Genomic DNA, 25,601 nt, shown 5'->3' on the forward strand with positions numbered 1-25,601 from the left:
GCTACATGATACGGGTATTCAGGATAAAAGGCCGGGCGGTACTGTTTTTGGCGGTGTTGATCATAGCAGGCTATTACACTGCCGGCGCGGTGGCGGAGCGTTTGGAAAACCGCCGGGTGGCAGCGCTGTCCTGGTCGGTGGCCAATAAGCTGATCGTGGTGGATCCGGGGCACGGTGGGATTGATCCCGGTTCCAAGGGGCCGGGCGGAGCAATAGAGAAGGAGATTACCCTGGAGGTTGCGCGCAAGCTGGCCCATGTACTGGGGCAGGCCGGAGCGGTGGTGCTGCTGACCAGGGAGACGGATGTCGATCTCAGCGACCCGGGCGGCGGGCGATTAATCGACCGTAAAAGGCAGGACCTGTCCAGGCGGGTGGCCCTGGCCAACGATCGTAAGGCCGATGCATTTATCAGTGTGCACGTAAACAGCTTCAAGTCCGGTCCCCGGGAACACGGGGCCCAGACTTTTTACCAGCCCGGTTCGGAAGAGGGCGCCAAGCTGGCTAAATTGGTTCAGTCTGAGTTGGTGCGGCTGTTGAAAAATACGCACCGCAAAGCCAAGGCCGTGGACTATTACACCACCCGCAATGCAAAAATGCCGGCGGTTATTGTCGAAATCGGCTTCATCAGCAATGCCAGGGAAGAAAAGCTGATGTGCGATAAAGATTACCAGGGGAAACTGGTTTATGCTATATATTCAGGTATTGTAAAATATTTTGCGGAAGGTTCCACGGCTACCAGCGGCCCACTGAACCAGGAAAAAACGTTGGAAACATTCATGAGAAATGAAGGAAAGGTTTACGGCGCGCCGTAAATCAGAAAACGGCTTTGGGCTGACTGCCTGCGGTCAGGTCCGAAAGCCGCTTTTGCGCGATAGTCCCGCCGGGAACAAAAAAAAGCCGGGAGATAAACTCCGGCTTAAATATATTTTACGGGAAAGGGTTCGATTTTAACGTCCGGGGCTGACAGGGCTTGTGCCAGCAGGTTGTAAACCGGTATGATTTGATCCTTCAGACTATAATGCCGTTGCGACATCACCCAGGAGGTGGCAACTTCATCCATGGTGCCGAAAATCATTTGCCTGGCCAGCTTGGGGTTGATGTCCTGCCGGAAAACATTGGACCTGACACCTTCATTAAAAATTTCTTCAATAATTTTAAAATACTTCTTGAGCGGCGCGGCTATGCCCTCGCGGATGGAGGCGTTGGACTGGCGCAGCTGAATCTGCACCACCAGCGCCAGGTGCCGATCGGCTTCCAAAAGGTTGAAGTGCAGGCTGATTAGCTTGGCCAGCTTGGCAAAGGGATTTTGCATATCATTCAATTCCTTGCGGGCGCCGGCTGTAAAATCACCCATTTTGACCTGGAATAATGATATCAGCAAATCCTCTTTGTTTTTAAAGTAAAGGTAGATGGTGCCGTCTGCCACCCCGGCTTCCCTGGCTATTTTGGATACCTGGGAGTTATGGTAGCCATTCTCCGCAATAACCTTGACGGCTGCTTCAATGATGGCGTTATATTTTTCTCCTGTGCGTTTGGCGGCCATGTGCCACCTCCTCCCTTATTTTTAAAAAAGCGCCCGGGGGAATTCGCGGGTCTTATGGCCCCCGAATTCCCTAGATAACCTCAGTCGGTCATGGGTGGCGCTTGGAGGGGTTACCAATCAGACCACGTATTTCCCGGCGTCCAGAACCTTGGCGGCAATTTTCCGGCGGATGCCGATTAGGTTGACAGGCTGGTACTTGGCCAGTCGTTTGGCGATGCTCAGGTTGGTGCGCAGCATGTCGCCGGCTTCAAACATATAGGCCAGCGCCTGCTTGGCCCAAGCATCCAGCTTCGGGAACGCATCGTATACATAGGCCAGTGCCAGTTCTACTTTAGTTTCCGCGTTTTCGGGGTTATTGTCAAGGGCTTTCTTGGCCCGCAGCAGGGCGCTTTCCATGGCGTAGATTTCAATGGCCATGTTAGCCATAATTTCAATAATTTCTTGTTCCTTGACGATTTTTTGCATGTACTTTTGCGCTGCGGTGCCGCCAACCATCAGGAACAGCTTCTTGGCCCGGTCTACCATGTCGAATTCGATCTCCAGCGGGGCTTCATCCCCGGTTGGCATTTTGGCGCGCAGCGAAGTCACCTCGGCGGCCAGGGCCTGGGCGGCTTGCAGCAGCGGGAGCTGGCCTTTCATGCCGCGGCGGAGCAGGGTGCCGGGGATAATCAGGCGGTTGACTTCGTTGGTGCCTTCAAAAATCCGGTTGATCCTGGCGTCACGATAGAAACGCTCGGCCGGGAATTCCTGAGTGTAGCCATAACCGCCGTGTATTTGTACGCATTCGTCAACCGCGTAATCCAGGGTTTCTGAAGCGTGCACCTTGGCGATGGAGCATTCAATGGCATAATCCTCAATGGCGGCGCCGATTTCCTTGCCGTCGGTTTCGTCTTCCAGCACTTCTTCAATTTCCCCCACCATGCGATAAAGCAAACTTTCCGACGCGTAAGTTTTGGCGGCCACCTGGGCGATCTTGTTTTTAATCATCCCGAACTTGGCTAAAGGAAGTCCGAATTGCTGGCGTTCCAGCGCATACTTGGCGGCAACGGCCAGGGCCGCCTTGGAGGAACCGACAGCGCCCGCACCGAGCTTATAGCGACCGATGTTCAGGATATTGAAGGCAATAACATGGCCCTTGCCGATTTCGCCCAGCACGTTTTCCACGGGCACCTTGGCATCTTCAAAGATTAACGAGCAGGTCGAAGAACCCTTGATACCCAGTTTCTTTTCTTCAGCGCCCACGGAAAATCCGGGGGTGTCTCGATCCACTATAAAAGCAGTGAATTTTTCGCCGTCAATCTTGGCGTAAGTGATAAACACATCGGCAAAACCGGCATTGGTGATAAATATTTTTTCACCGTTCAGGATATAGTATTTACCGTCCTCGGAAAGTACCGCCTTGGTCCGGGCACCCAGGGCGTCCGAGCCGGCCATGGGTTCGGTGAGAGCGTACGCAGCCACAAGTTTACCGGTGGCCAGGCCGGGCAAGTATTTTCTCTTTTGTTCTTCGGTGCCAAAAAGGATGATGGGCAGCGAGCCGATGCCGGTGTGGGCGCCGTGGCTGACTGCGAAGGAACCGCCGGCGGATACGTTTTCGGCGATGATGGCCGAGGCAATTTTACCCATTTCATCGCCTTCGTACTCCTCCGGAACGTCAGCGGACAAAAGCCCCAGTTCGCCTGCTTTTTCCAGCATAGACCGCATCAGGCCCTCTTTTTGTTTATCCAGCTCTTCTATATTGGGAACGATTTCATTTTCCACAAAGTCTGCCACGGTGTCAGCAATCATTTTGTGTTCATCGGCAAAATCTTCAGGAGTAAAAATCTTGTCAGGCTCGATATTTTCCAGCAAAAACATGGCACCCTTTTGCATAATTGCATACCCCTTTCATTTATTGTAAGATACAGAATACAGAATTCAGAATATGGAGCCAAAATAATACTTGTTATGCTGAATTCTGACTCCTGTATTCTGACTTCTGTGTTTTAAATCCTTTCAAACACGGCGGCTGCGCCCATGCCACCGCCGATGCACATGCTGACCACGCCGTAACGGGCATTGATCCTTTGCATCTCATACATTAACTGGGTGGTGAGTTTTGAACCGGTGCAGCCCAGCGGGTGCCCCAGCGCCACTGCTCCGCCGTTGGGGTTAACCTTGGCGGGATCCAGTTCCAGCACCTTGATACAGGCCAGTGCCTGGGCGGCAAAGGCTTCGTTCAGTTCAAACACATCCACCTGGTCTTTGGTAATGCCGGCCAATTTCAGCGCCTTGGGAATGGCCACGGTGGGGCCGATACCCATTACTTCCGGCGGGCAGCCGCCCACGGCGTAAGAACGGAATACGGCCAATGGTTTAAGCCCAAGGGATTCGGCCTTTTCCCGGCTCATAATCATAACCGCGGCGGCACCGTCACTGGTTTGGGAACTGTTTCCGGCGGTTACCGATCCGCCTGTCTTGAATACCGGACGCAATTTGGCCAGAGTTTCCATGCTGGTACCTGGTCTTACACCTTCGTCCGTATCGAAGACAATGGATTTTTCCGTGAGTTTTCCTTTGGCCCGGGTCTTGGTGGTCACTGTTAAGGGAACTATTTGCTCCTTGAATCGTCCTTCTTGAATAGCCCTGGCCGCTTTGGCATGGCTGCCCACGGAAAACTCGTCCTGCATTTCCCGGGTGATGCCGTATTGCTCGGCCACGTTTTCAGCCGTCAGGCCCATGCCCATGTACGCTTCGGGGCATATTTCCATCAGTTCCGGGTCGGGCATGGCCTTGTTGCCGCCCATAGGCACGATACTCATACTTTCCACGCCGCCGCAGAGGTAAACATCGGCAAAACCGGCCATCACCCGGGTGGCACCGATGGCGATGGACTCCAGGCCGGAGGAGCAAAAACGGTTTACTGTGGCGCCGGATACCGTATTGGGCAATCCGGCCTTGAGCACGAGCATACGGCCGAGGTTCATGCCCTGTTCGGCTTCCGGGAATGAGCAGCCGACAATAAAATCATCTATTTCAGCGGGGTCAAGACCGGGTGTTCTGTTCAGCAATTCCTTTATCACTTCGGCTCCCATATGTTCGGGGCGGGTTTTTTTCAAAGTGCCCCGGGGTGCTTTACCAACCGCAGTACGTACTGCACTGACGATTACAGCTTCTCGCATTTTCCTACCCCCCTAATTTCTCAGCGGTTTGTTGTATTTCAGCATGTATCTCATCCGGTCCAGGGTTTTGGGCTCACCCAACAGGCTCAGGAATGCTTCCCGCTCGAGGTCCAGAAGATCCTGCTCGGTAACTTCGGTGCCCGGTGTTACACCGCCGCCAGTGAGAATATAAGCCACTTTCTTGGCAATTTTGGCGTCATGTTCGCTGATTTGCTTGCCCCAGAGCAGGGTCTGGATGCCCAGTTCAATGGCTGCGTAACCGGCGTTACCCACAGCCTGCATCTTCTTGGGCTGTAGGGGCTTGAAACCATTTGCGGCCATTTGCAGTACCATGCGCTTGGCGTCGCCGATGATCCGATCGCGGTTGGGACTGACCCGGTCGGTCGGGCGCATGTAGCCGAACTTGATGGCCTCGTAACCGCTGGTGGCTACTTTGGCCATGGCAATGTTTTCAAAGGCCCGGTTGATCATGGGCTGAACGGTGTTAGTGCCACCGGTAGTAACCTGGCTTTTGGGCGGCATCAATTCCGCGGCCCGGAAAGCGAGTTCTTTGCATCCGCCGCCACCGGGCACCAAGCCGACGCCGACTTCCACCAGGCCCATGTAGGTTTCACCCGCCGCGTTGACCCGGTGCGCATGCAGGCATACTTCGCAGCCTCCGCCCACGGTCATGCCGTGCGGCGCCGCTACCACGGGCTTCTTGCAGTACTTGAGGCGCATGTTGGCTTTCTGGAACTCATCCACCATGATGTCCAGTTCATCAAATTCGTCGTCTTCAGCTTCCATGAGAATAAGGAACAGGTTCGCCCCCACGGAGAAATGCTGGCCGAAGTTGCCGATGACCAGACCCTCATAATTTTGTTCAACTTCCTTAACAGAATAGTTAATCATGTTGACGATATCATCGCCAATGGCATTGGCTTTGCTGTGGAACTCCAGGCAAGCCACGCCGTCGCCGATATCAATCAAGCTGGCGCCGCTGTTGGACTTTATGACTTTATTTTGTTCCTTGAGCGGGGCCAGGAAAATGATGCCTTCGGGAATACGTTCCCGGACACTTTCTTTGCTGTTTTGCTCAAAGTAATAGCGATAGCCGTCTTTCTTTTCATAGAAACCGGTGCGCCCGGCAGCCAGCAGTTCTTCCACCACTTTGGGCACAGTGCCGCCTTCGGCCTTGATGCGGTCCGCCACTTCCTGCACACCCAGGATGTCCCAGACTTCAAACGGGCCGAAATCCCAGTTGAAGCCCCACTTCATGGCGTCATCTATGGATTGGATGTCATCGGCGATTTCACCCAGCAGGTTGGCGGCGTAAACGATAGTCTCTTTTTGCACGCGCCAGGCAAATTCGGCGCCCTTGTCCTTGCCGAATACCAGGGTCTTCATTTGCTTGGCGGGCTTGCCGGCCTGCTTGGCCGCTTCCAGTGACGCAAACTTGGGTTTTTCCTTGGGCCGGTACTCCATGGCGTTGTAGTCCAAAACCAGAATTTCCCGACCTTTGTCGGTTTTTACCTTTTTGTAAAAGCCTTGTTTGGTTTTGTCGCCCAGCCACTTGTTTTCCAGCATTTTTTGGAGGAATTCGGGCGTTTCAAAGACGGCTTTTTCGGCGGGTTCGGTGGCCACGTCGTAAACGTTTTTGGCCACATGCACCATCACGTCAAGGCCCACCATGTCCAGGGTGCGGAAAGATGCGCTCTTGGGCCGGCACAGCGCCCGTCCGGTCAGCGCGTCCACTTCTTCCACGGTCAGGCCGAAATCGAGCATGGCCTTGATGGTGGCGCACATGCCGTAAACGCCGATGCGGTTGGCGATGAAGTTGGGGGTATCCTTGCAGATAACCACACCCTTGCCCAGGATCCGCTCGCCGAAGTCACGCATGAATTCCAGCACTTCCGGCAGGGTCTCACTGCAGGGAATCAGTTCCAGGAGTTTCATATAACGGGGCGGGTTGAAGAAGTGCGCGCCCAGGAAATGCTGTTTGAACTCCTGAGACAACCCCTCGCACATTTTGTTGATGGAAATGCCCGACGTGTTGGAAGCAACTATGCTGCCGGGACGGCGTACTGCTTCCACCTTCTTGAACAGGCTTTGCTTGATGTCCAGCCTTTCCACGACCACTTCAATAATCCAGTCGCACTCCGCCAGTACATCCATGTTGTCTTCAAAGTTGCCGGGGGTTAACAGCGCCGCGTTTTCCGGTACGTAGAACGGTGCCGGTTTGGCCTTGAGCATGGCCCCGATAGCGCCCGTCGCCAGCCGGTTTCTGACCTGCGGGCTTTCCAGGGTTAACCCCTTTTTCTCCTCTTCCGGAGTCAGTTGGTTGGGTACGATGTCCAGCAGGTAGGTAGGGATGCCCACGTTGGCCAGGTGTGCGGCAATGGTCGCGCCCATTACGCCGGCACCCAAAACGGCGGCTTTGTTGATGCTGCGCTTCATTCTTCCGGTTCCTCCTTTTACTGCATAATTTGCTTGCTGCGCCGCACCGGGAGGTGCGGAGGGTAATAAATAAAAAGCATAAATTCCAACATTTAAAATTAAATATTAATTTGTAAAATTCAAAAATTGTTGCGAAAAAAAATCGCCATCTAAACCAAAGTCATTTCCATTTTTTGCTGACTGAACGTTCAGTCAGTTTATAGTCATAAGATATTGCATTTCATCTTAAAAATCAATAGGACCAACCAGTCAAAATTAACCGTTTAACTCCGCTGAACAACCATTCATAGCTTAGTATCAACCATTAACCACTCAAAAAGGATGTTTCGCGGAAAAATTATGGAGTCTTGGGCAAAGGGTCTTTCTTTGGACAAGATCAATGCTTTAGCTGTATAAATTAATAAATTAAGTAACCTTTTTGCCATAATTTACATATGGTACAACAGCAAATTTGCATTCAGGTACAAACGTGCTTTGTAAAGTGTTCAAAAAAGTTTAGCTATAGCGAGCTTAAGTATTGTAGAAGGTAATTTTAATGAAATTAAAGGAGTTATTTGATCATTTAGCTTTTCCGGTCTATCCGGGCAACAAAAACCAGTATTTGCGCCACTGCTTCGTACAGTTCCGGCGGAATTTCCGTATTGACGCCCAGCTTGCATAAAGTTTCGGCCAGGACGGCATCCTCGTAAACGGGTATGCCGTGTTGTTCGGCTAATTCCTTGATAGTGCGGGCCAGTTCTCCCCTCCCCGCCGCCGTAATCCGGGGGGCGTTGTCTTTTTCGGATTCGTATTTAAGGGCGGCGGCGTAACGGTTTTTTTTATTTTTGTTTTTATCTTCCATGCATATCTACCCGCCTTTGTATTTTTACGCAAAATGTTTCCTCCCCTGACATAACTCGCCGAAAATTAAACTTTACGGTCCAGCAAGCCGGGGGAGGCATAGCCGGCCTGTAGGGGGCGGAAGTTGTGGTGCAGGGCGGTGCAGCGGATGGTGACATTTGGGAAACCCGTCTGTTGCAATTGTTGTTTCAACTCGTCCCATCGGGGGGCCAGCCGTGCGGAGATTTTTTCATTTTCCGTATGGCAGAAAATATTAATTGTTTCCGCCTGCCGGGTCAGCGTAAAAAACAGACGGCCCAGGCTGCGGGTGGACAGGCTGAATATAATGCCAATTTCTTTTTTTCCGTCCCGCCCTCTGTTTTGATCATCTTCGGCCCGGCGAAAGGCAAAAAATTGCGCGTCCGGAAAGAGGGGGCTTTTCAGTGGCAGGGGAAGCAGCACCGGTTCGCTGTTTTCCGCGGTCCGGTGGCGGGGAGCTGCAGCTTCCGCATCGGCAGCGGTTGAGGGCGGCGGGTGGGGCCGGGCGATGGTTTTGCCGGCGGCCTGCTCCTCCCGGGGCGCCTGTTTCTGATTTTGCTGCTCGCTCAGGATGATGTTGAGCAATATGGGAATAACACCGGAAATCTGCATGGATGCAACTCCTTTGGTTAATATGATTGGCTTACACCAGCGACATTGCGTCCTGAATTTAGTATAAAGGATGTTGAGCCTGGAAAAAAGTGCAATATATTTAGCTGTTTTTTATCACTGTCGCATAAATACGTGTAAATTTTCAAAAAAGGTATTACCTATTTCCCCATGGGCGCAAGTATTTTTTTGACCAGGCAGGATTTTACACGGCAACCAAGAAACTTTCATGCAAAATGGCAAATAACTTAAGGTAGAGTATTTGCTGGATATTAAAGAACAATTGCCGGTTACAATATAAGGCAAAAATGAGGTAAAAAAATGGATTTGATAACAATTTTTTGGACGGCGTTGGTGGTTGGTTTTTCCGGTGCCATCATGCCGGGCCCCCTGTTGACGGTGACCATCGGGGAATCCGCCCGGCGTGGCTTTGTAGCCGGGCCGCTTTTAATGGTGGGCCATGCCTTGCTGGAAATTTTATTGGTGCTGCTGCTGGTGCTGGGGGCGGCGGAATTCTTGGTATCAAGCCGGGTACATACTGTTATTGCCGTGGTGGGGGGCGCGTTTCTGGTTTACATGGGCTGGTCCATGTACCGGGACGCCAGGTTGGGCCGGGTGTCTTTGCAACTGGAATCCGGTACTGACCCGGGTGAGGCGGAAAAGGCCCGGCCTGGTATGCACCCGGTACCGGCGGGCATACTGGTCAGCCTGTCCAACCCCTACTGGAGCCTCTGGTGGGCCACCGTGGGCCTGGCCTATATTACCACCTCCATGGGCCATGGTGCGGCCGGCCTGTTGGCCTTTATAAGCGGGCATTTGCTGGCGGATTTCACCTGGTACGGGCTGGTGTCGGGGACGGTGGCCGGCGGTCGCCGGTTTATGACCCCGAGAGTTTACCGCGGCATAATAATGGTGTGCGGTGTTTTTCTGGTGGGCCTGGGAATGTATTTTGTCATCCGGGGCCTGGCATGACAGTAACGGCAAATGATGTAATATCGGCATTACATACATATAATAGGGTATATTTATGAAGAAAGGAGTTGAGAACCCGTCCCGGCGGCAGCCGCGGCACGGGAATTGCTATGTCGGTAGTATTTGGCGGAATTTGCCCGCATCCACCCATTATGGTACCTGAAGTGGGGCGGGGCAGGGACCGGGAAGTGGCCGGGACCAAAGAAGCACTGCTGGAATTGGGGCGAAGGATAAAGCAAAGCGGCGCCGAGACCCTGGTGATGATTACTCCCCACGGCACCGTTTTTGCTGACGGTATCGGGATCAGCGACTTCCCGGAATTAAAAGGGGACCTTGGCCGGTTTGGCGCTGCCAAAGTGCAGTTTAATTTGCCCAACGATCGGGACCTGGCGGCGGAAATTAAAGCGACGGCTACTGCCAGGGGAATTACGGTGGTAGGTATAGACAACGAACTGGCGGGACGGTACGAATTGTCCGCCGAACTGGATCACGGCGTTATCGCGCCCCTGTATTTTATTCGGGAAGCCGGCGTCAACCTGCCCATGGTGCATGTATCCATGGGGATGCTGCCGTTCCCCTTGCTGTATTCCTTCGGGGTGGCGGTGCGTGATGCCGCCCGCAAGCTGGATAAAAAAACGGTTGTGCTGGCCAGCGGAGATCTTTCGCACCGGTTGACTGCGGATGCGCCGGCGGGCTTCGACCCGGCCGGGAAGGAATTTGACAGCCGCATAATGGAACTGGTGGGCGAAGCCGACGCGGAAGGCTTTTTCGGGCTGGATCCCGGGCTGGTGGAAAGGGCCGGGGAATGCGGCCTGCGGCCCATCATCATGATGCTGGGGGCATTTGATGGGGTGTCACTGGAAAGTGAAGTGCTTTCGTACGAGGGACCCTTCGGTGTCGGCTACCTGGTGGCCGCGCTGCAGCCCGGCGCGCCGGACGAACGCCGCAACCTGGAAAAGAAACTGTTTGAACAACAAAGGGAAAAATTAGAGCGCCAAAGGGCCGGCGAGAGTTACCCGGTACAGGTGGCCCGCCGGGTGTTAAGCCGCTATTACAGCGGACAGGGGCAGATAAGGAAACCGGTTGACCCGGCAGGGGCGCCGCCCGAATTTGCTAATCGCCGGGCGGGCGTGTTTGTTTCCCTGAAAAAGCACGGGCAGCTCAGGGGATGCATCGGGACCATTTCCCCCACTTGCGACAACATTATTGAAGAAATCGCTGAAAACGCCATCAGCGCGGCTACCCGGGATCCCCGGTTTTACCCGGTGGAAGCGTCGGAACTGCCGGAACTGGACATTTCCGTGGATATTCTGGGCGAACCGGAACCGGTGCAGAACATGGATGAACTGGACCCCGAAAAATACGGGGTGATAGTATCCGCCGGGGGCAGGCGGGGGCTTTTGCTGCCTGACCTGGAAGGGGTTGATACCGTGGAAGAACAGGTGGCCATTGCCCGGCAAAAAGCGGGCATCAGTCCGGATGAGCCCGTGCAGTTGGAGCGGTTTGAAGTGATCAGGTACCGGTAAGAATGGTGGTTGGTGGTTAGTGGTTGGTGGTTGGTGATTAATGTGTGGGGTCGAAAAAAGTGTGTAGGAATTATCAGTCAAGGCACTAGCGGGTCGTTGTTTAAATGGGGCATTATGAGTGGGGAGTGATCTTTAACTTGAAGCATGAGGTTATGTTTTATACCAAAGGCGCCGGCGAGAAGGCCAATTGCAAAGTCTGTCCCAGGCTCTGCAATATAGCGCCGGGGAAACGGGGGTTTTGCCGGGTGCGTGAAAACGACGGCGGCGTCCTTTATGCCACCAATTACGGTGAATGCTCGTCTTATGCCGTGGACCCCATTGAAAAGAAACCCCTGTATCACTTTTACCCGGGCAGCTTGATTTTCTCCCTGGGCACGGTGGGCTGCAACCTGCGCTGCGGGTTCTGCCAGAACTGGCAAATCGCCCATGCAGACCCGCAAACCACTTATTTGTCTCCCGACCGGACGGTGAAATTGACCCTGCGGCAAAAGGAACGCGGCTACCCCTGCATTGGCCTGGCTTATACGTACTCCGAGCCTTTCATGTGGTACGAGTACGTATACGATACCGCCAAACTGGCCCGGGAGGCCGGTCTGAAAAACGTGCTGGTGACTAACGGTTACGTTAACGAGGAGCCCCTGCGGGAACTGCTCCCTTATATAGACGCCATGAACATAGACGTCAAGGCGTTTACCGACCGGTTCTACCGTTCCACCTGCGCGGGCCGGCTTGAGCCCGTACTGCGCACTGTGGAAACGGCGCACGGCCACTGCCATATTGAAATAACCACCCTGCTGGTGACCGGTTTAAACGATGGCAGGGAGGAAATCGGCAGTCTGGTGGACTGGCTGGCCGGCGTGGACCCGGATATACCGCTGCATTTTTCCCGCTACTTTCCTAACTATGAGATGGACCTGCCGCCCACCCCGGAGGAAACCTTGTTGCGGGCCCGGGAAACAGCCCGTAAAAAGCTGCGCTACGTGTACATCGGCAACGCCCCGCAGCTTAATTCATCCAGTACCGAATGCCCGGAGTGCGGGGAAACGCTCATTGACCGTGAGGGGTACCGGGTACGGATCAGGGACCTGGATAACGGCGTCTGCCCCCGGTGCGGGGAGAGGATTATCATTGTTCAATAGGTGGGAGGGATATTATGGCCCTTCAGGAATTGGTGGTGGAACTGGCCGAGATGTTGCTGGCCAGCAAGAAGACGGTGGCGCTGACCGGCGCCGGTATTTCCACCGAAAGCGGTATTCCCGACTTCCGCAGCCCCGGCGGGCTGTGGTCCAAGGTGGACCCCATGTACGCCTTTGCTGCGGAAACATTTGTCAAGCGCCCTGCGGTCTTTTACGAAGTCGGCCTGCCGCATCTGTCCTCAATTACTTCGGCCTTGCCGAACCGGGCCCATGAAGTGCTGGCCGGGCTGGAAAAGGCCGGGCTTTTATCCTGCGTCATCACCCAGAACGTGGACAGCCTGCATCAGAAGGCCGGTTCGATGCGGGTGCTGGAAGTGCACGGGCACCTGCGCTCGGCAACCTGTATGAATTGCGGTGCGCAGATTACCTGGGACCATCTGCTGGAGAAAATGTTTGCCGGTCAGGTGCCGCCCCGGTGCAATGAATGCCGGGGCATTTTCAAGCCTGACTGCGTGTTTTTCGGTGACAATATGACCGCTGATTTCACCGAGGCTGTAACGGAAGCCTCCGACTGCGACCTGATGCTGGTGGTGGGGTCCAGCCTGGAAGTTGCCCCGGCTAATTATCTGCCCATGCTGGCCGGTAAATTAGCTATAATAAATATTGGCGCCTCCATGGCCGACAGCAAGGCCGGTCTGGTCATCAACCACCGGGCGGGGGAAACCCTGGACCTGCTTTGGGACGAACTGGTAAAGCGCCGAGCTGTAAAATAAGAGTAACTTGTTGTGTAGGCAACGCACAGTAGAGGTCAAAACAGGAGCGGGTTCGGTGGTCCTCGTAAGTGATGTATCGGAGTGCCGGTAGAGAATGTCAAATTGCCATCGGGGAAAATATATGTAATAATAACCCCGCCGTTGTTAAAATAGTTCACTGAATAAAAAGAACTGAATCAGGAGAGTTGCAACATTGGCCAATGCCAGAACAGAAGAAGTTAAAAACTTAATTTTGCAGTCTATTCCGCCGGGTGGCGCCATTGACCTGCAGGAACTGTGGGAGCGCATGGGAAGCGGCATTGACGAGTTATCCGGCGCCTTGCAGTCACTGGTCTCCCGGGGAGAACTGATTGTTTCCGGTCCCCACGGCGGCCCGCCGGAACAGCTCATGTTGAGCCTGCCGGGCAACGGCGCCGGAAATGCCGGTGCTAACCTTTCCGGCAGGGAAAAACGCGCGGCCGCCAAACTAATCGCCTCCAATATGCCCGTATTAAAAGCCATTTTAATGGCGCGGGCCGGGGAGAAGGTCAGGGAAATTTTAAGCGACGGAGTACCCCGCACCCGGGAGGATTTGGCCTCCATGATGGATCTGCCGCCCAAGCTGCCCGGCGCGCTGCCCGATGTTATCATGCGGTCCGACAACACTTACACGTTGCGGGACACCGTAGCCGGCCGGGCCGAACTGTCCCGGCGGGCCGAGGAATCCCGCGCCCGGGCCGAGGCTGTCCGGGCGCAGCGGCGACGGGTCGATGAACTGCTTGAGGAGCGCGAGGCGCTGACGGAAGAGGAAATCAGCATTGCTATGGGGGAAAAATTGCTGCCCGAGGCGGTTTCCCACTTGATGCGCTTGCCGGGCGGGCGCTACACCCACCCGGACAGCGACGCCGCCTGGGACGAGGTGGGCAGGTACCTGTCCCGCAGCGAGCCGGTGCAGCGCAAGGATTTTGTGCGGATGTTCAAGCGGCATAAAAAACTGGTGGCCCACGTCAAAAAAGGGCGGGAGGAACCCCCCTTTGTTATTTTGCCCGACGGTCGCATTACCGTGGACACCCACCCTGCGGGCCGGGAAGAACTGCGCCGCCGGGAGATTCTCGCTTATGTACACTATACATTGAAGGAAAGAATGGGCGGGCGTTCATTTTTCACCCTGGAGGATTTCGCGCCCCGGGAGCGGACCCTGGCCAAACAGGAAGCCCTGCAGGCCGGGTGTGTTGAATTGAAGCTGGGGCGGCAGGAGATGTTCTGCGCCCCCATTAAAGTCGCACCGGCGAAAATCGCCCGGGAACTGAAAGAGCTGACCGGACTGGACTTTCCTGACCGGGGCGGACCCATCATGCCGGTGGCCTACCTGGTGGATAATTCGTTCAGCGCCCGGGAAACGGCGCGGCTTGTAGGCGTGCGCCCCGGCGACGTGGCCGACCTCTATGAGCAGGGCTACCTACAAGGTTTTGCGCTGGAAAGGACCATGCGCTACTGGCGACCCGCCGTGGAAGAACTGCGCCGCTCGCCCAACATAGAGCGGTTGCTGCGGCGTGTGGAAAAGATAAAAATGACGGATGCGGCCAGAATCCTGGGCATTACCCCGGACCAGGTGCGGAGGATGATCCGGGAGGGGCACCTGCGCAGCGCCGGGCGCGCCGGGCGGGATATGCACTACCTGCGCCGGGGCGATGTGGAGGATATACTGGCCCGGCTGCCTGAAATAAGGGCCGCCTGGGGTGAAGGCGAATCCCCCGGGGCGGGTGTCGAACGGGCGGTCCGCCGCAGAAAACGGCGGCCCAGGCGCGCAAAGCCGGCGGTGGTGCAGACCCCCGGTCCGATCAAGCTGGACCCTTACCAGGAGCAGGCCATAGAAGCGTTGCTGGCCGGGCATTCCGTGCTGGTGGCGGCGCCCACTGGGACGGGCAAAACCCTGGTGGCGGAGCGGCTGGTGGACCGTATCCTGGAACAGGGCAGGGAGGTCATTTACACCTCGCCCATTAAGGCCCTTTCCAATCAGAAATACCGGGATTTTGCCCGGCTGTACGGTTATAACAGAGTGGGGCTCATCACCGGTGACGTGTCCATAAACGAGCGGGCGCAGCTTTTGGTGATGACCACGGAAATTTTCCGTAACTGGTGTTTTGCTAACCCGGAGTGGATGGAAAACATCACTCATGTGATTTTTGATGAAATTCACTATCTGGATGACCCGGAGCGGGGTACAGCCTGGGAGGAAAGCATTATTTTTGCGCCGCCGCATATCCGCATCCTGGGCCTTTCCGCCACCGTGCCCAACATCCATGAACTGGCCGCCTGGATGGAAGATGTCAGGGGCAGCCAGGTGGTAGTGGTGGAAGAATACCGGCGCGCCGTGCCGCTGGATATCAAATGGATCACCCCGGATAACGAAGTGCTGGACGCCGGTGAGGCCCTGGATGAGATCGAGGCGCTGCGCCAGGTGGGCAGCAGGCGCCATTACATGGGCGGATATTCCGGGGGGAAGGGGGAATAGAAAGTGGCTTTGGTGGAATTAAAATCTTGCGCGGGTGTGGTGGAGGCGATCCAGGACCACCTGCCGGCCCTGTACTTTGTGTTCAGCCGGGGGCGGACCGAGCAACTGGCCGAGGAACTGGGCCGGGAGTGGGACTTTTTGCTGCCGGAAGAAAAGGCCCGCGTCAGCGAATACATGGAAAAGGCCGAGCACGGCAACCCGGGCCTGTTCGGGGGCCGGCGCAAGCACCTGCGGCGGCTGCTGCTCCAGGGTATCGGCTACCATCATGCCGGCCTGTCCCCCGCCCTCAAGGAACTGGTGGAAAACCTTTACGAGGCCAGGCTGGTTTTTGTGCTGTTTTGCACCGAGACGTTTGCCGTGGGGATCAATTTCCCCGCCGCCAGTACGGTGTTTGACGCCACCCGCAAATGGGACGGCCGCAACCACCGGTCCCTGTTGAACCGGGAATTCTTTCAAATGGCCGGGCGGGCCGGCCGGCGCGGCTTTGACCGGGTGGGGCACGTATACATCAATATAGACGAAAAGTTTCCCGAGCAAACGGGTTTTTTTGATGAGAGCGAGGTGGAGCCGGTCAAGGGGCGGCTGATTATTTCCCCCAATACCGTGCTTAGCCTGCTGCACTGGAAAACCGACGCGGAAATAGAGCGGTTCCTCTCCCAAAACCTGGCGGTGTACCAGAACAGCCGGGAGGCCGTAAATCTGGCCGGAGAGCTGGAAAACGTAGAGGAAAAAGTTTTTGCCCTGCGTAATACGTTTTGCGAGGATAAGGACGGGCCTGCCTGCCCCATGTTCCGGCAGAAGCTGAAAAAAGAACTCAACCGGCTGCGCAACCGGAGAAAACGCAAAAAGCCGGAAACACCGGGTCGGGTGGCGGAAATAAAGTCCATCCTGGCCCAGCCTGCCAAAGGGTGCCTGCACCATGACTGCCGGGACGCCCACGAGGAAATCACGGCTTTAATCGAGCGCAAAAAGGAACTGGTCAGGCGCAACCGGTACCTGAAAAAACACGCCACCGATTATCACCAGGAGTTCCGGCGCATGTGCGACCTTCTGGAAAAACTGGGCTTCATTGAGGGTAAGACCCTGCTGCCCCGGGGGCTGTTTGCCCTGCATGTGCATGTGCAGGAGATACTGGTAACCGAGCTGGTTTTTTCCGGGATTCTGCGCGAAGCCTCGCCGGACGAGGCGGCTTCCATCCTGGCCGGTATCGATTACCAGCCCGGGCGGGACGAGGTGGTGCTGCCCGGCGAATATCCCATGGACGACGTGGCCCTGTTGCGCAATGAATTACTTAACGTCGGTGTGCCGGAACACCTTTGTGTCTGGTCGCCGTTGCCCGGGCCGCTGGCCGAGGCCTGGTATAAGGGCGCCACTTTTGATGAGTTGCAGAAGCGCTGCAACCTGCACGAGGGCGATATTTTCTCCGTTATCCGGCGGGAAATCGACGTGCTGCGGCAAATTGAGCGGGCGGCCGGCGAAGACAGGGCCTTAAGGCTGGCCATGAACGATATCAGAGCCGTGCTGGACCGGGACGAGGTGGCGGTATTGATTTAGTTGTGTTGTTTTATTGAGAGAGGTGGCGGAATTGGTACAAGCCGGGCTTATTCTTGGCGTAATTATACTGCTTGGCCTGGTGGGGCGCAATTACGTGGTGGCGGGAGCGGCGGGAGTGCTGCTGGTCCTGCGCTTGCTGAACGGAGAGGGTTTATTTCCCTGGTTGGAAGATAATGCGCTGAAAATCGGCATCGGTATCATCACCATGGCCATTTTGCTTCCCTTTGCCAGCGGGCAGATTGGCTGGCAGGTGCTGCTGCAAAACATGGTCAGCCCGGTGGGCCTGCTGGCCTTCGCCACGGGTATTTTTGTGGCTTACCTGGGGGGCCGGGGAGTGGGGTTTTTAACCGTAAACCCCCAGGTCATGGCAGGGCTTATGGTGGGTACCATCGTGGGGGTGGCCTTTTTCCGGGGGGTGCCCGTGGGACCGCTCATCGCCGCCGGCATAATGGCGCTGGTGATCGGCCTGGTAAACCAGTGAGGTGTGTCGTTCAGCGGCGGGTAGTGTTCCATCCATTTTGCGATGTCCGCTCGTACGCCGATAACAGGGCCTGCAATATTACAGGCCTTATGTTCCACTGTAGAAATATACCATCGTTACAGTATGGAACCCTTTTTATATTATCAGCCGGGGAAGGAGACTATAAATTTTGATGCGCATAAAGGACATTAAAGCAATGGTAATGGGTATGGCCGGGTACTCCCGCGTGGTTTTTGACCGCCTGTATGATATCAGGGAATGTACGGGGGAACTGGTGCTGCCCGAACAAATCCGCGACTGGGCCGGGGAAAGGTTCGGCGACCCGGCGGGGGTGGAAAAACAGCGCATCATAAAAATAACCAACCTGGTCACCCTGGAGGGGACGGTGTTCAACGAACTGCGGGGGAAGCGGCCCATGATGCGCAGTGAGGGAAAGCGGCTGAACGATATTATCGATGAACACAGGACCGGTTGCGCTTTTTGCTGTCCCGGGGAAAAAACGCCCGCTGATGTATTCGGACGGCTTTCCGGCGCCGGGGCGGTTACCGCCGCCAATGTGGCCAAGTACGACCGCTGGCATGCTTTAATCATCCCGGACGAACATAACCCGTTGTGTTTTGATCCCGGCCGGGTGGCGGATTATTTTGCCCTGGCGGGCCGGTGGTTCCGCCGGGTGTTGAAGCAGGCCGGCCCGGAGGGGCATGGTGAACCGCAATACCCCTTTCTGATGTGGAATTGCCTGTGGCCCGCCGGCTCTTCGGTGGTGCACGGGCATTTGCAGGCCACCGTCACCGGGGGCATGCACTATCCCCGGGTTGAGCACCTGCGCCGGGCGGCACAGGGTTACCGGGAACGGTACGGGGCCGGTTATTTTGCAGACCTTTATACGGCGCACGAGGCAGCCGGCCTGACCGTGCAAACTGAGGGAGCGCAAATATTCGCCTCGCTGACCCCGCTGAAAGAGAGGGAAACCTGGGTTGTGCTGCCGGGAGCCGGCGGGCTGGATGGATTGCCCCGGTTGGGGGGCGCCGTGGGCCGGGTGCTGGAGTGTTTTAAAACGCATGGCACCACCGGCTTTAACGTGGCGGTGTACCTGCCCCCGCCGGAGCCGGTATCGGAGGACTGGTCCGATTTTCCACTGCTGGCCCGGGTGGTGGACCGGGGCGACGCCCTGGGGCGCACCGCCGACTTCGGAGGTATGGAACTGTACGCCGCCTCGGTGGTGGCTGCCGATCCGTTCCGGTGGGCCGAAGAATTACGGGAGTGCCCGGTGTGCTGAAATGCTTTCCGGTGTCACTTGTAAAGGTCCGTGATAAAAGCAAAATATTGTTGACACCGGGATGTTTTTACCATATTATATTGGCAAGCAAATAAATTGCATAAGGATAATTGTGGTATGAACGAAAAAAATAAATCAAGCGGGCCCGAAAAGTACGTATGTTATAAATTAAGTAAGGTAATGCGCAAGGTCCAGCGCTATTATGAGTATAATCTGGCGCCGTTTGAGATTACCCCGGTACAATTTTATGTGTTAAGCGCCCTTTTGGAAAATGACGGGATGAAGTTTAAAGACCTGGCCCGGAGCGTAAATATTGACGGTTCCACACTGACCGGCATTTTGGACAGGATGGAGCGCAACGGCTTTGTGGAAAGAAGGGATGACCCGGATGATCGCAGGTCATTGCTGGTTTTTATGACAGACAAGGCCAAAGAGCGCGGTGCGACCATGATCAGCCTGGCGGAGCGGCTGGACATGGAGATCAGGGAACATTTTTCTGATGAAGATTTCAATACATTTATAAAAGTGCTTGACAAAATAACCGAAACAATAAGTTAATTTTTTAGACTTTTTATTGGCAAGCAAATAATTGTCACGCTAATAATATTAGAAAGGAGGTCCGGTATTTTGCCCTTTGGGGCATGTGCGCTAATCTTGCCGTTTGCTTATTATGTTAATGGTTATGGTTTTTCAGGGGCTATAAATTTGCAATTTTTAAAAATTTTTGTCAATCGTTGATTCAACTGGTTATTGTAAATATTTTAAAAAACCTGAGAGAATGGAGGAATTTTCATGGGACACCTGATTAACGCCAAGGAAGAGGTTTACCGGGCACTGGCCGAGCGATTGAATAAAAACCCGGTGGGGGTGCCGGTGAACGAGTCGTTGATGGAGATACTGCACCGGCTGTATACGGAAACCGAGGCCATGGTGGGCGGCAAGTTTCCCCTTTTGCCGGTGCCGCTGAATATGATTGTCGATATTACCGGAATAAAGGAAGCCGAGTTGAAAAAGACCCTGGACGGCATGGCCGACAAGGGATTGGTCCTTGACCTGCCCCGCCGGGACGGTGTCTATTACATGCTGGCGCCCATGGTGGTGGGCTTTTTTGAATATACCTTCATGCGGGTCAGGGACGATATAAACATGAAGGAACTGGCGGAACTATTTGAGCGGTATTTCGCAGCCGGCGGCGTGCGGGAGGAATTTTTCGGCGGGGAAACCAAAATGTTTAAAACCCTGGTTTACGAAAGTCTCATTCCGGCTGCTGTGGAAACAGAGGTGCTGAGCTACGAAAAGGCGTCGGAGATTATCCGCCAGGCGGGCGGCGGGGCGCTGGGCATGTGTTCGTGCCGGCACAAGGCCGGCCATCTGGGCAAGGCCTGCGACGCGCCGGTGGAGGACGTATGCACATCGTTGGGCGGCGCGGCCCGCTGGCTGGTGAGCCGGGGGTTGGCCAAACCGGCCACCGCGGATGACCTGCTGCGGGTGCTGGAGCGCACGGAAAAGCTGGGTCTGGTGCACCTGGGCGACAACGTGCTTAACAAACCGGCGTATATTTGCCACTGCTGCGGCTGCTGTTGCGGCGTGTTGCGGGCCATTAACGAGTCGGGCATTAAGGCCGCGCACCCCAGCAACTTTATACCCGAGTTGGCGGCGGAGCAATGCAGCGAGTGCGGCACCTGCGCTGAAAGCTGCCATATCCGGGCCATTACCATGGCCACCGCTGCAAACGGGGCTGAAGTGCCGAAAGTAAACAAGGAGATTTGCATTGGCTGCAGCGCGTGCGCTTCCGCCTGTCCCACCGGGGCCCTGACTATGACCCGCCGCTCCGTGCTGCACGTGCCCCCGGCCAACAAGCAGGAGCAGTTCATGCGCATCGCCAAGGAAAAAGGCCGGTTTTAACACCCGGCGTCCCACCGGTGCCGGGTGTTGAAAGATAAATTTGTTGAAAGTTTTTTATTGTTAAGCGAAGTCTACCAAAAAGGGGACTCGACCCTTTTTCGTTTTTTGAAAAAGTGCCTGTCCCCTTTTGGCTTTTTTATAACTGGTAATTAAGGTTGATTACTCTGGTTGCTGTTGGGCAGAGTCTATTTTTTTCAACAAGGACCTGGCCCTGTCCAGGTCCTTTTCCCTTACGGCCACACGAACTCCGCCGATGGCCACCGGCGTGTACATTGTGGAATGCTCGTGGTAGATCTTCTTTTGTCATTTTTCATCCTCCCAGGCCAGACAGGCCAGAAACTCCCGGTGAATCAAACCGTTGGAGGCCGCGATGTCCACGTATTCCGTCATTTCCAGCGGTTGTCCGGCCAGGTCGCTTACCGTTCCACCGGCTTCTTCAACCAGCACCATGCCCGCGGCCACGTCCCAGGGGCGCAGGGCCACCTCCCAGAAACCCGTCAGCCTGCCGCAGGCCACGTAGGCCAGCTCGAGGGCGGCGGAGCCCAACGCCCGCAGGTTGCTGCAGCGGTCAATCACTTCTTTGTAGTCAACCCGGTGCATCCGGGGGCGCATGGCGGCGTTGCCGGGGTAGCCCGTCACCAGCAGGCTGCGGTCCAGGGTGCAAATTGCCCGGTCCACGCTAACGGGGGCGCCGTTGAGATGTGCGCCGCCACCCCGCACCGCGGTGAAGGTTTCTTCCCGGAAAGGGTCGTGGATGACCCCCAGCACCGGCCTTCCCCGGTGGGCCAGCGCGATGGAAACCGCGCAGAAAGGCAAGCCGAAAACAAAGTTGGTGGTGCCGTCCAAGGGATCCACGAACCAGGTCAAATTTTTTCCCGTTTCCCAGGCGCGGCCCGCCTGTTCTTCTTCCCCCACCACGGTGTGTTCAGGAAAACGATCTCGAATCATATGTAAAGTGACTTCTTCCGCCAGCCGGTCCACCTCGGTGACCAGGTCGGACAGGCAGGACTTGGTTTCGGTTACCCGGTGCCGGTTAATTTTTTCCCGGATCAACCGCCCGGCCTCCCGGGCCGCCCGCACGGCCAGGGCTAATTCAGCATTGTAGGAGTGCAATTTTTTTCACCGCCTGTTCATTCTTTCCTGTATTCAACAATATTATCATATCCCGGTTGCACGGTAAAACAACAGGGTGTGTTTTTTTCCAGAGCATTTAGCGGCAGGAATCGGACTATAAACTACAGAATTTGTACACATTTAGAGAATAAATATCGGAATGTGAGGGGAAAGTCTTTGAAATATATAGCCCTGGGAGGCGGCAACGAGGTTGGCGCCAGCTGCAACCTGCTACAACTGAACGGAACAAATTTTTTGCTGGATGCCGGCATCCGCATGGGAGCCGGGGAAGCGGGCGGCCCCGCCGATGCGCTGCCCGACCTGGCGCTGCTGCAGGAAGCGGGGGGAGTTGAGGCGGTACTGGTTTCCCACGCGCACCTCGACCATATCGGCGCGCTGCCGCTGGTGCACCAGGCCTACCCCGCGGCCCCTATTTACGCCACCATGCCTACCGTGCATCTGATGCGGGTACTGCTGGCCGATGCCCTGAAAATTATGTCCATCAAGGCGGAGCAGGAATTTGAATGTCCCCTGTACAATGACGAACTGGTCGCGCGGATGTTCACCCGCGTGGTTCCCGTGCCCGTGGGCGGCAGCGTGCAGTTGCCCGGTGCTGTAAGGGCGTTCTTTTTCCCTGCCGGGCATATCCTGGGGGCTGCCATGATTGGTTTGGAGGGGGCTGAAGGGCGGGTGCTGTATACCGGTGACATATCTACGGGCAACCAGCGCACCATTTCCGGCATGGTGGCGCCCGATTTCGCCCCGCACCTGCTGATTATTGAATCCACCTACGGTAATCGCCTGCACGCCAACCGGCAGCGGGAAGAAAAGGCCCTGGTGGAAACCGTGTCGGAAGTAATCGAGTCGGGCGGGCACGCGCTGATCCCGGCCTTTGCCCTGGGGCGGGCGCAGGAAATTATCCTGCTCATCCAGGCGCACCAGCAGGCCGGTTTGATTCCCCGGTTTCCGATCTGGGTGGACGGTATGGTGCGCAGTATTTGCCAGGCATACGTAAATTTTCCGGAGCTTTTGCGTGGCCCGCTGAAACGGTTCATCAACAACGGTGGTAACCCCTTTTTCCGGGAGAAGGGCGCCCGCCCCGTCACTTCGACCCCGTTGCGGGAAAAGGTGCTGGCCGGTGCCCCGGCGTGCATCGTATCCAGTTCCGGCATGTTGACCGGCGGCCCTTCCCAGTTTTATGCCTCCCGCCTGGTGGACGATCCCCGGCACGCCATCATATTTTGCGGCTACCAGGACGAAGAAAGCCCGGGGCGCCGGCTGCTTGCGCTGGCTGACAATCCCGAGGCCACCATTACCCTGGACGGCCGGGAAATACGGGTGCAGTGCCGCCTGGCCCAATACGGCCTGTCCGCGCATGCCGATGCCGGCGAACTGGCGGCCCTGACCGCGCGTATGCGTCCCCGCCGGGTGGTGCTGGTACACGGCGATGACGATGCCAGGCAGGCCTTGGCCCGGACCCTGGCCGACAACCGCCGGGCCGTGCTGGCGCCTGTAAACGGGGAATGGTTGGAATTTTCCTTCCGGCGGGCCGGGCGCGGGAAGTTCGAATTTTCGCCCGCCGGTGGTGCGGGCGGGGGTGCTCCGGGCAAGGAACGCGTTGCCCCCCCGGACGCGGGTGAGCTGTGGCAGGAGTTGATCCGCAACCCGGCCACCAGAAATAAACTTTTTTCGGCTGAGGAACTGGCGGCTCTGTGGTTCAGGGGCGAAACAACCCCGGAAAGGCAGGCCCAAATGGCTGCCATACTGGAAAAAGACGACCGTTACTTTGCCGCCGACTGGAAGCACCCATACTTTTACCGTCCCCGTCGCCCGGACCAGGTGGCCGCGGACAGGCGGCGGGAAACTATCATGCAGGGGTTATCCCACCTGCCGGGCCGGCTGGTTTTGGTGCGGGACGGCGGCGGCGCGGTGCGGGCAGGCATCTGTTACGCGGTGGACCGGCTGGGCTTTTATGCCTGGAAGGTGGGCCGGGACAGCACCTGGCACCCGGCGGATACTTTGCTGGAAATTATTGCGCCCTGGTATGAACAGGTGGAAACGGCGGGAGAAACTCAAGACGAGGAAGCCTTGAGATCGGAACAAAAACAAAAACTGCACCGGTTTTTGCTGCGGGTAAAGCCCATCTACCGGCAGCTTAAACCTTTAAAACTGTGGGAGCAAATGCGGGCGTTGCGCGCGGAGCCGGCTACAGCGCGGGAATGGCGGGACATGCTGGGTTTGGACGAGGGGGTGGAGTCACTTACGGCGCTGGCCTGGCGGCTGAATACCCATCCCGAATATTTCGTCCGTGAATTTGTTCCCGGCGGTGTGCCTAATTATGTTTGCCGGGAAGAAATACCCCGGGAAGAAGCCGGCCGTGACGAGGAAATGGTGGACCGGATGGAACAAAACGCCGCCCTGGCGGTGGCCGAAGAGTTGTTCCCCACTGAAAGCGGCCTGTACCGCAAGGGCCTGGACCGGGACGCGGGGGAAATTACATTGTACTTTCACTTTCCCGCCACGGCGGCGGATCGATATCGCGCCCAAATAGAACAATTGGGTGCCGTCACGGGCTGGTCGGTGCGCATTCACCCCGAGGCGCATCACGGTGCCCTATCCGAAGCGGTGCGCCGGTTGCTGCCCGGGACGTGGCGCATGCTCCGCAATCCTTCCATTCACCGGGAAAACAACATGGTCAGCGTACGCTGCGATATCCCTCCGGGCGAAGAAAACATGGTGACGGAAGTAGCCGGGCGTTTTAAGGAACAGACCGGACAGGAATTGCGTATCGAAACGCCGGGCGAAACCGGCGCCGTGTCGTTGCAGGAGCAACCTGCCGGGTCCGTGGTTGGTCCGGCGGAAGACTGCATGGAAATCAACGCGGCCTATGCAACCATTCGCGCCACCCTGCAGGAGGCCGGGGCGACGGTGTATAAAACCGGCAAAAAGAATGCCGGAAACTTTGAATATATTGAAGTAAGTTTTATCAGCCCCGATGTAGGGGAACGGTACCGGGGCGTATTGGATGAGCTGCAAAAACAAACCGGCTGGCCTGTCCGCATCAACCCCAGGCCCAATCAGAATGAAATCAAGGCCCTGGTCCGGCAGTCCCTGGAACCCGCCTGGGGGTTGGTGAAAGAACCGGGTTTCTTTGAGATCGGGCGGGCGGTGCGTGTCAAACTAAAAGCGCCCCCGGCGCCGGATGATCCCCGGTGGCTCGGAATGGTGGAAGAAATAAAGGCTAGAACCGGTTACCGGGTGGAGTATGTTGAGTAATGAAAAAAACTGATTGGCGACCGGGCATTGAACAAAACAGTTAAGTCATTTGTGGTCTGACCGGCCGGGGGCGATATGGGCTGAACACAAAATAATACGCATTGTGTTCAAGCCCGATTCGTCCCTCTGTATTTTTTCTGCTGCAACCATATTATTTTTTATTTTTTTCCCGGCTGCTGCATGAACATGGGTACCACCTGCGTGTGAAAGGCTTCCAACCCCGCATTTATGCTGTTCAGGGCCTCCCGCATGGAATTAACTGCTTTACCCATATTGTTCAACTTTTCCGCGGGATCGGGGGTACTGGCGGCCATAAGCAGCATGAAGGTAAACAGGGGATGCGTAAACGGGTTCGGTTTTTTGGGGGGCATGGATTTGGTGCACCTCCTTTGGGAATGGTTTTGTTGTATTGTTATTAGGTAATTTATGAAAAAAAGTCTGCGATTGTGCGTAAGCCAAGTGTTGTATTTTTATTCATGTAAATG

General features: G+C 56.0%; 20 protein-coding genes. 12 read left to right on the forward strand and 8 right to left on the reverse strand.

Translation table 11 applies throughout. The annotated features are described in order from the left end of the window. The first annotated feature begins 5 nt into the window (after window positions 1-5). Window positions 6-812, forward strand: coding sequence for an N-acetylmuramoyl-L-alanine amidase (locus BM299_RS08120; protein WP_092482977.1), 807 nt, complete (start codon window positions 6-8; stop codon window positions 810-812). Window positions 813-916: 104 nt separating this feature from the next. Here BM299_RS08120 and BM299_RS08125 read toward each other — a convergent pair whose 3' ends face one another. The 6 genes from BM299_RS08125 to BM299_RS08150 form a co-directional block, all read right to left on the reverse strand. Beyond that, entirely contained in the window at window positions 917-1,543 is a 627-nt protein-coding gene (locus BM299_RS08125; protein ID WP_092482978.1) for a fatty acid metabolism transcriptional regulator FadR, read from the reverse strand. Between the two features lie 117 nt (window positions 1,544-1,660). Beyond that, window positions 1,661-3,415, reverse strand: a complete 1,755-nt coding sequence (locus BM299_RS08130; protein WP_092482979.1) for an acyl-CoA dehydrogenase FadE — start codon at window positions 3,413-3,415, stop codon at window positions 1,661-1,663. A gap of 113 nt (window positions 3,416-3,528) precedes the next feature. Next, on the reverse strand, window positions 3,529-4,704 hold the full coding sequence (locus BM299_RS08135) for a thiolase family protein (RefSeq protein WP_092482980.1): 1,176 nt from the start codon (window positions 4,702-4,704) through the stop codon (window positions 3,529-3,531). A 12-nt stretch (window positions 4,705-4,716) separates the two neighbouring features. Then, a complete protein-coding gene (locus tag BM299_RS08140) occupies window positions 4,717-7,140 on the reverse strand; it encodes a 3-hydroxyacyl-CoA dehydrogenase/enoyl-CoA hydratase family protein (RefSeq protein WP_092482981.1) in 2,424 nt (807 codons plus the stop codon). A 562-nt stretch (window positions 7,141-7,702) separates the two neighbouring features. Beyond that, entirely contained in the window at window positions 7,703-7,981 is a 279-nt protein-coding gene (locus BM299_RS08145; protein WP_092482982.1) for an EscU/YscU/HrcU family type III secretion system export apparatus switch protein, read from the reverse strand. 65 nt (window positions 7,982-8,046) lie between these two features. Beyond that, a complete protein-coding gene (locus tag BM299_RS08150; RefSeq protein ID WP_092482983.1) occupies window positions 8,047-8,610 on the reverse strand; it encodes a hypothetical protein in 564 nt (187 codons plus the stop codon). A 318-nt stretch (window positions 8,611-8,928) separates the two neighbouring features. Between BM299_RS08150 and BM299_RS08155 the strand changes: the two genes are divergently transcribed. From BM299_RS08155 to BM299_RS08200, 10 genes are all read left to right on the forward strand, one after another. Then, window positions 8,929-9,579, forward strand: a complete 651-nt coding sequence (locus tag BM299_RS08155; RefSeq protein WP_092482984.1) for a LysE family transporter — start codon at window positions 8,929-8,931, stop codon at window positions 9,577-9,579. 110 nt (window positions 9,580-9,689) lie between these two features. Next, window positions 9,690-11,105: an AmmeMemoRadiSam system protein A gene (amrA, locus tag BM299_RS08160; RefSeq protein WP_092483045.1), complete on the forward strand. Its 1,416-nt coding sequence runs from the start codon at window positions 9,690-9,692 to the stop codon at window positions 11,103-11,105. A 152-nt stretch (window positions 11,106-11,257) separates the two neighbouring features. Further along, a complete protein-coding gene (amrS, locus tag BM299_RS08165; RefSeq protein ID WP_092483046.1) occupies window positions 11,258-12,244 on the forward strand; it encodes an AmmeMemoRadiSam system radical SAM enzyme in 987 nt (328 codons plus the stop codon). Between the two features lie 14 nt (window positions 12,245-12,258). Beyond that, window positions 12,259-13,014, forward strand: a complete 756-nt coding sequence (locus tag BM299_RS08170) for an SIR2 family NAD-dependent protein deacylase (protein WP_092482985.1) — start codon at window positions 12,259-12,261, stop codon at window positions 13,012-13,014. A 193-nt stretch (window positions 13,015-13,207) separates the two neighbouring features. Next, on the forward strand, window positions 13,208-15,508 hold the full coding sequence (locus BM299_RS19945; RefSeq protein WP_245779697.1) for a helix-turn-helix domain-containing protein: 2,301 nt from the start codon (window positions 13,208-13,210) through the stop codon (window positions 15,506-15,508). 3 nt (window positions 15,509-15,511) lie between these two features. Next, complete coding sequence (locus tag BM299_RS08180) at window positions 15,512-17,062, forward strand: helicase-related protein (protein WP_092482986.1); 1,551 nt, start codon at window positions 15,512-15,514, stop codon at window positions 17,060-17,062. 22 nt (window positions 17,063-17,084) lie between these two features. Continuing rightward, a complete protein-coding gene (locus BM299_RS08185; RefSeq protein ID WP_092483048.1) occupies window positions 17,085-17,543 on the forward strand; it encodes a DUF441 domain-containing protein in 459 nt (152 codons plus the stop codon). A 169-nt stretch (window positions 17,544-17,712) separates the two neighbouring features. Beyond that, the gene (locus BM299_RS08190; RefSeq protein WP_092482987.1) at window positions 17,713-18,822 is read left to right on the forward strand and encodes a hypothetical protein; all 1,110 of its coding nucleotides are present in this window, start codon (window positions 17,713-17,715) and stop codon (window positions 18,820-18,822) included. 117 nt (window positions 18,823-18,939) lie between these two features. After that, window positions 18,940-19,380 (forward strand): MarR family winged helix-turn-helix transcriptional regulator, encoded by a 441-nt coding sequence (locus BM299_RS08195; RefSeq protein ID WP_092482988.1) that lies wholly within the window; start codon window positions 18,940-18,942, stop codon window positions 19,378-19,380. Between the two features lie 234 nt (window positions 19,381-19,614). Further along, complete coding sequence (locus BM299_RS08200) at window positions 19,615-20,727, forward strand: 4Fe-4S dicluster domain-containing protein (protein ID WP_092482989.1); 1,113 nt, start codon at window positions 19,615-19,617, stop codon at window positions 20,725-20,727. Between the two features lie 303 nt (window positions 20,728-21,030). On the opposite strand, the gene BM299_RS08205 is transcribed toward BM299_RS08200, so the two are convergent. Then, window positions 21,031-21,840, reverse strand: coding sequence for an inositol monophosphatase family protein (locus BM299_RS08205; protein WP_092482990.1), 810 nt, complete (start codon window positions 21,838-21,840; stop codon window positions 21,031-21,033). Window positions 21,841-22,017: 177 nt separating this feature from the next. On the opposite strand from BM299_RS08205, the gene BM299_RS08210 reads away from it, so the two are divergent. Then, a complete protein-coding gene (locus BM299_RS08210) occupies window positions 22,018-25,116 on the forward strand; it encodes an MBL fold metallo-hydrolase (RefSeq protein WP_131820621.1) in 3,099 nt (1,032 codons plus the stop codon). A 158-nt stretch (window positions 25,117-25,274) separates the two neighbouring features. Here BM299_RS08210 and BM299_RS08215 read toward each other — a convergent pair whose 3' ends face one another. Continuing rightward, entirely contained in the window at window positions 25,275-25,487 is a 213-nt protein-coding gene (locus BM299_RS08215) for a hypothetical protein (protein WP_092482992.1), read from the reverse strand. Between the last annotated feature and the right edge of the window lie 114 nt (window positions 25,488-25,601).

It is taken from the genome of Desulfoscipio geothermicus DSM 3669, assembly GCF_900115975.1.
Lineage (GTDB): Bacteria > Bacillota > Desulfotomaculia > Desulfotomaculales > Desulfallaceae > Desulfoscipio > Desulfoscipio geothermicus.

Coding starts and splice junctions, on each gene's coding strand:
- amrA (WP_092483045.1), top strand. CDS start 9,690: ATGTCGGTAGTATTTGGCGGAATTTGCCCGCATCCACCCATTATGGTA.
- BM299_RS08125 (WP_092482978.1), bottom strand. CDS start 1,543: ATGGCCGCCAAACGCACAGGAGAAAAATATAACGCCATCATTGAAGCA.
- BM299_RS08135 (WP_092482980.1), bottom strand. CDS start 4,704: ATGCGAGAAGCTGTAATCGTCAGTGCAGTACGTACTGCGGTTGGTAAA.
- BM299_RS08170 (WP_092482985.1), top strand. CDS start 12,259: ATGGCCCTTCAGGAATTGGTGGTGGAACTGGCCGAGATGTTGCTGGCC.
- BM299_RS08215 (WP_092482992.1), bottom strand. CDS start 25,487: ATGCCCCCCAAAAAACCGAACCCGTTTACGCATCCCCTGTTTACCTTC.
- BM299_RS08145 (WP_092482982.1), bottom strand. CDS start 7,981: ATGGAAGATAAAAACAAAAATAAAAAAAACCGTTACGCCGCCGCCCTT.
- BM299_RS08120 (WP_092482977.1), top strand. CDS start 6: ATGATACGGGTATTCAGGATAAAAGGCCGGGCGGTACTGTTTTTGGCG.
- BM299_RS08155 (WP_092482984.1), top strand. CDS start 8,929: ATGGATTTGATAACAATTTTTTGGACGGCGTTGGTGGTTGGTTTTTCC.
- BM299_RS08200 (WP_092482989.1), top strand. CDS start 19,615: ATGGGACACCTGATTAACGCCAAGGAAGAGGTTTACCGGGCACTGGCC.
- BM299_RS08150 (WP_092482983.1), bottom strand. CDS start 8,610: ATGCAGATTTCCGGTGTTATTCCCATATTGCTCAACATCATCCTGAGC.
- amrS (WP_092483046.1), top strand. CDS start 11,258: ATGTTTTATACCAAAGGCGCCGGCGAGAAGGCCAATTGCAAAGTCTGT.
- BM299_RS08195 (WP_092482988.1), top strand. CDS start 18,940: ATGAACGAAAAAAATAAATCAAGCGGGCCCGAAAAGTACGTATGTTAT.
- BM299_RS08140 (WP_092482981.1), bottom strand. CDS start 7,140: ATGAAGCGCAGCATCAACAAAGCCGCCGTTTTGGGTGCCGGCGTAATG.
- BM299_RS08130 (WP_092482979.1), bottom strand. CDS start 3,415: ATGCAAAAGGGTGCCATGTTTTTGCTGGAAAATATCGAGCCTGACAAG.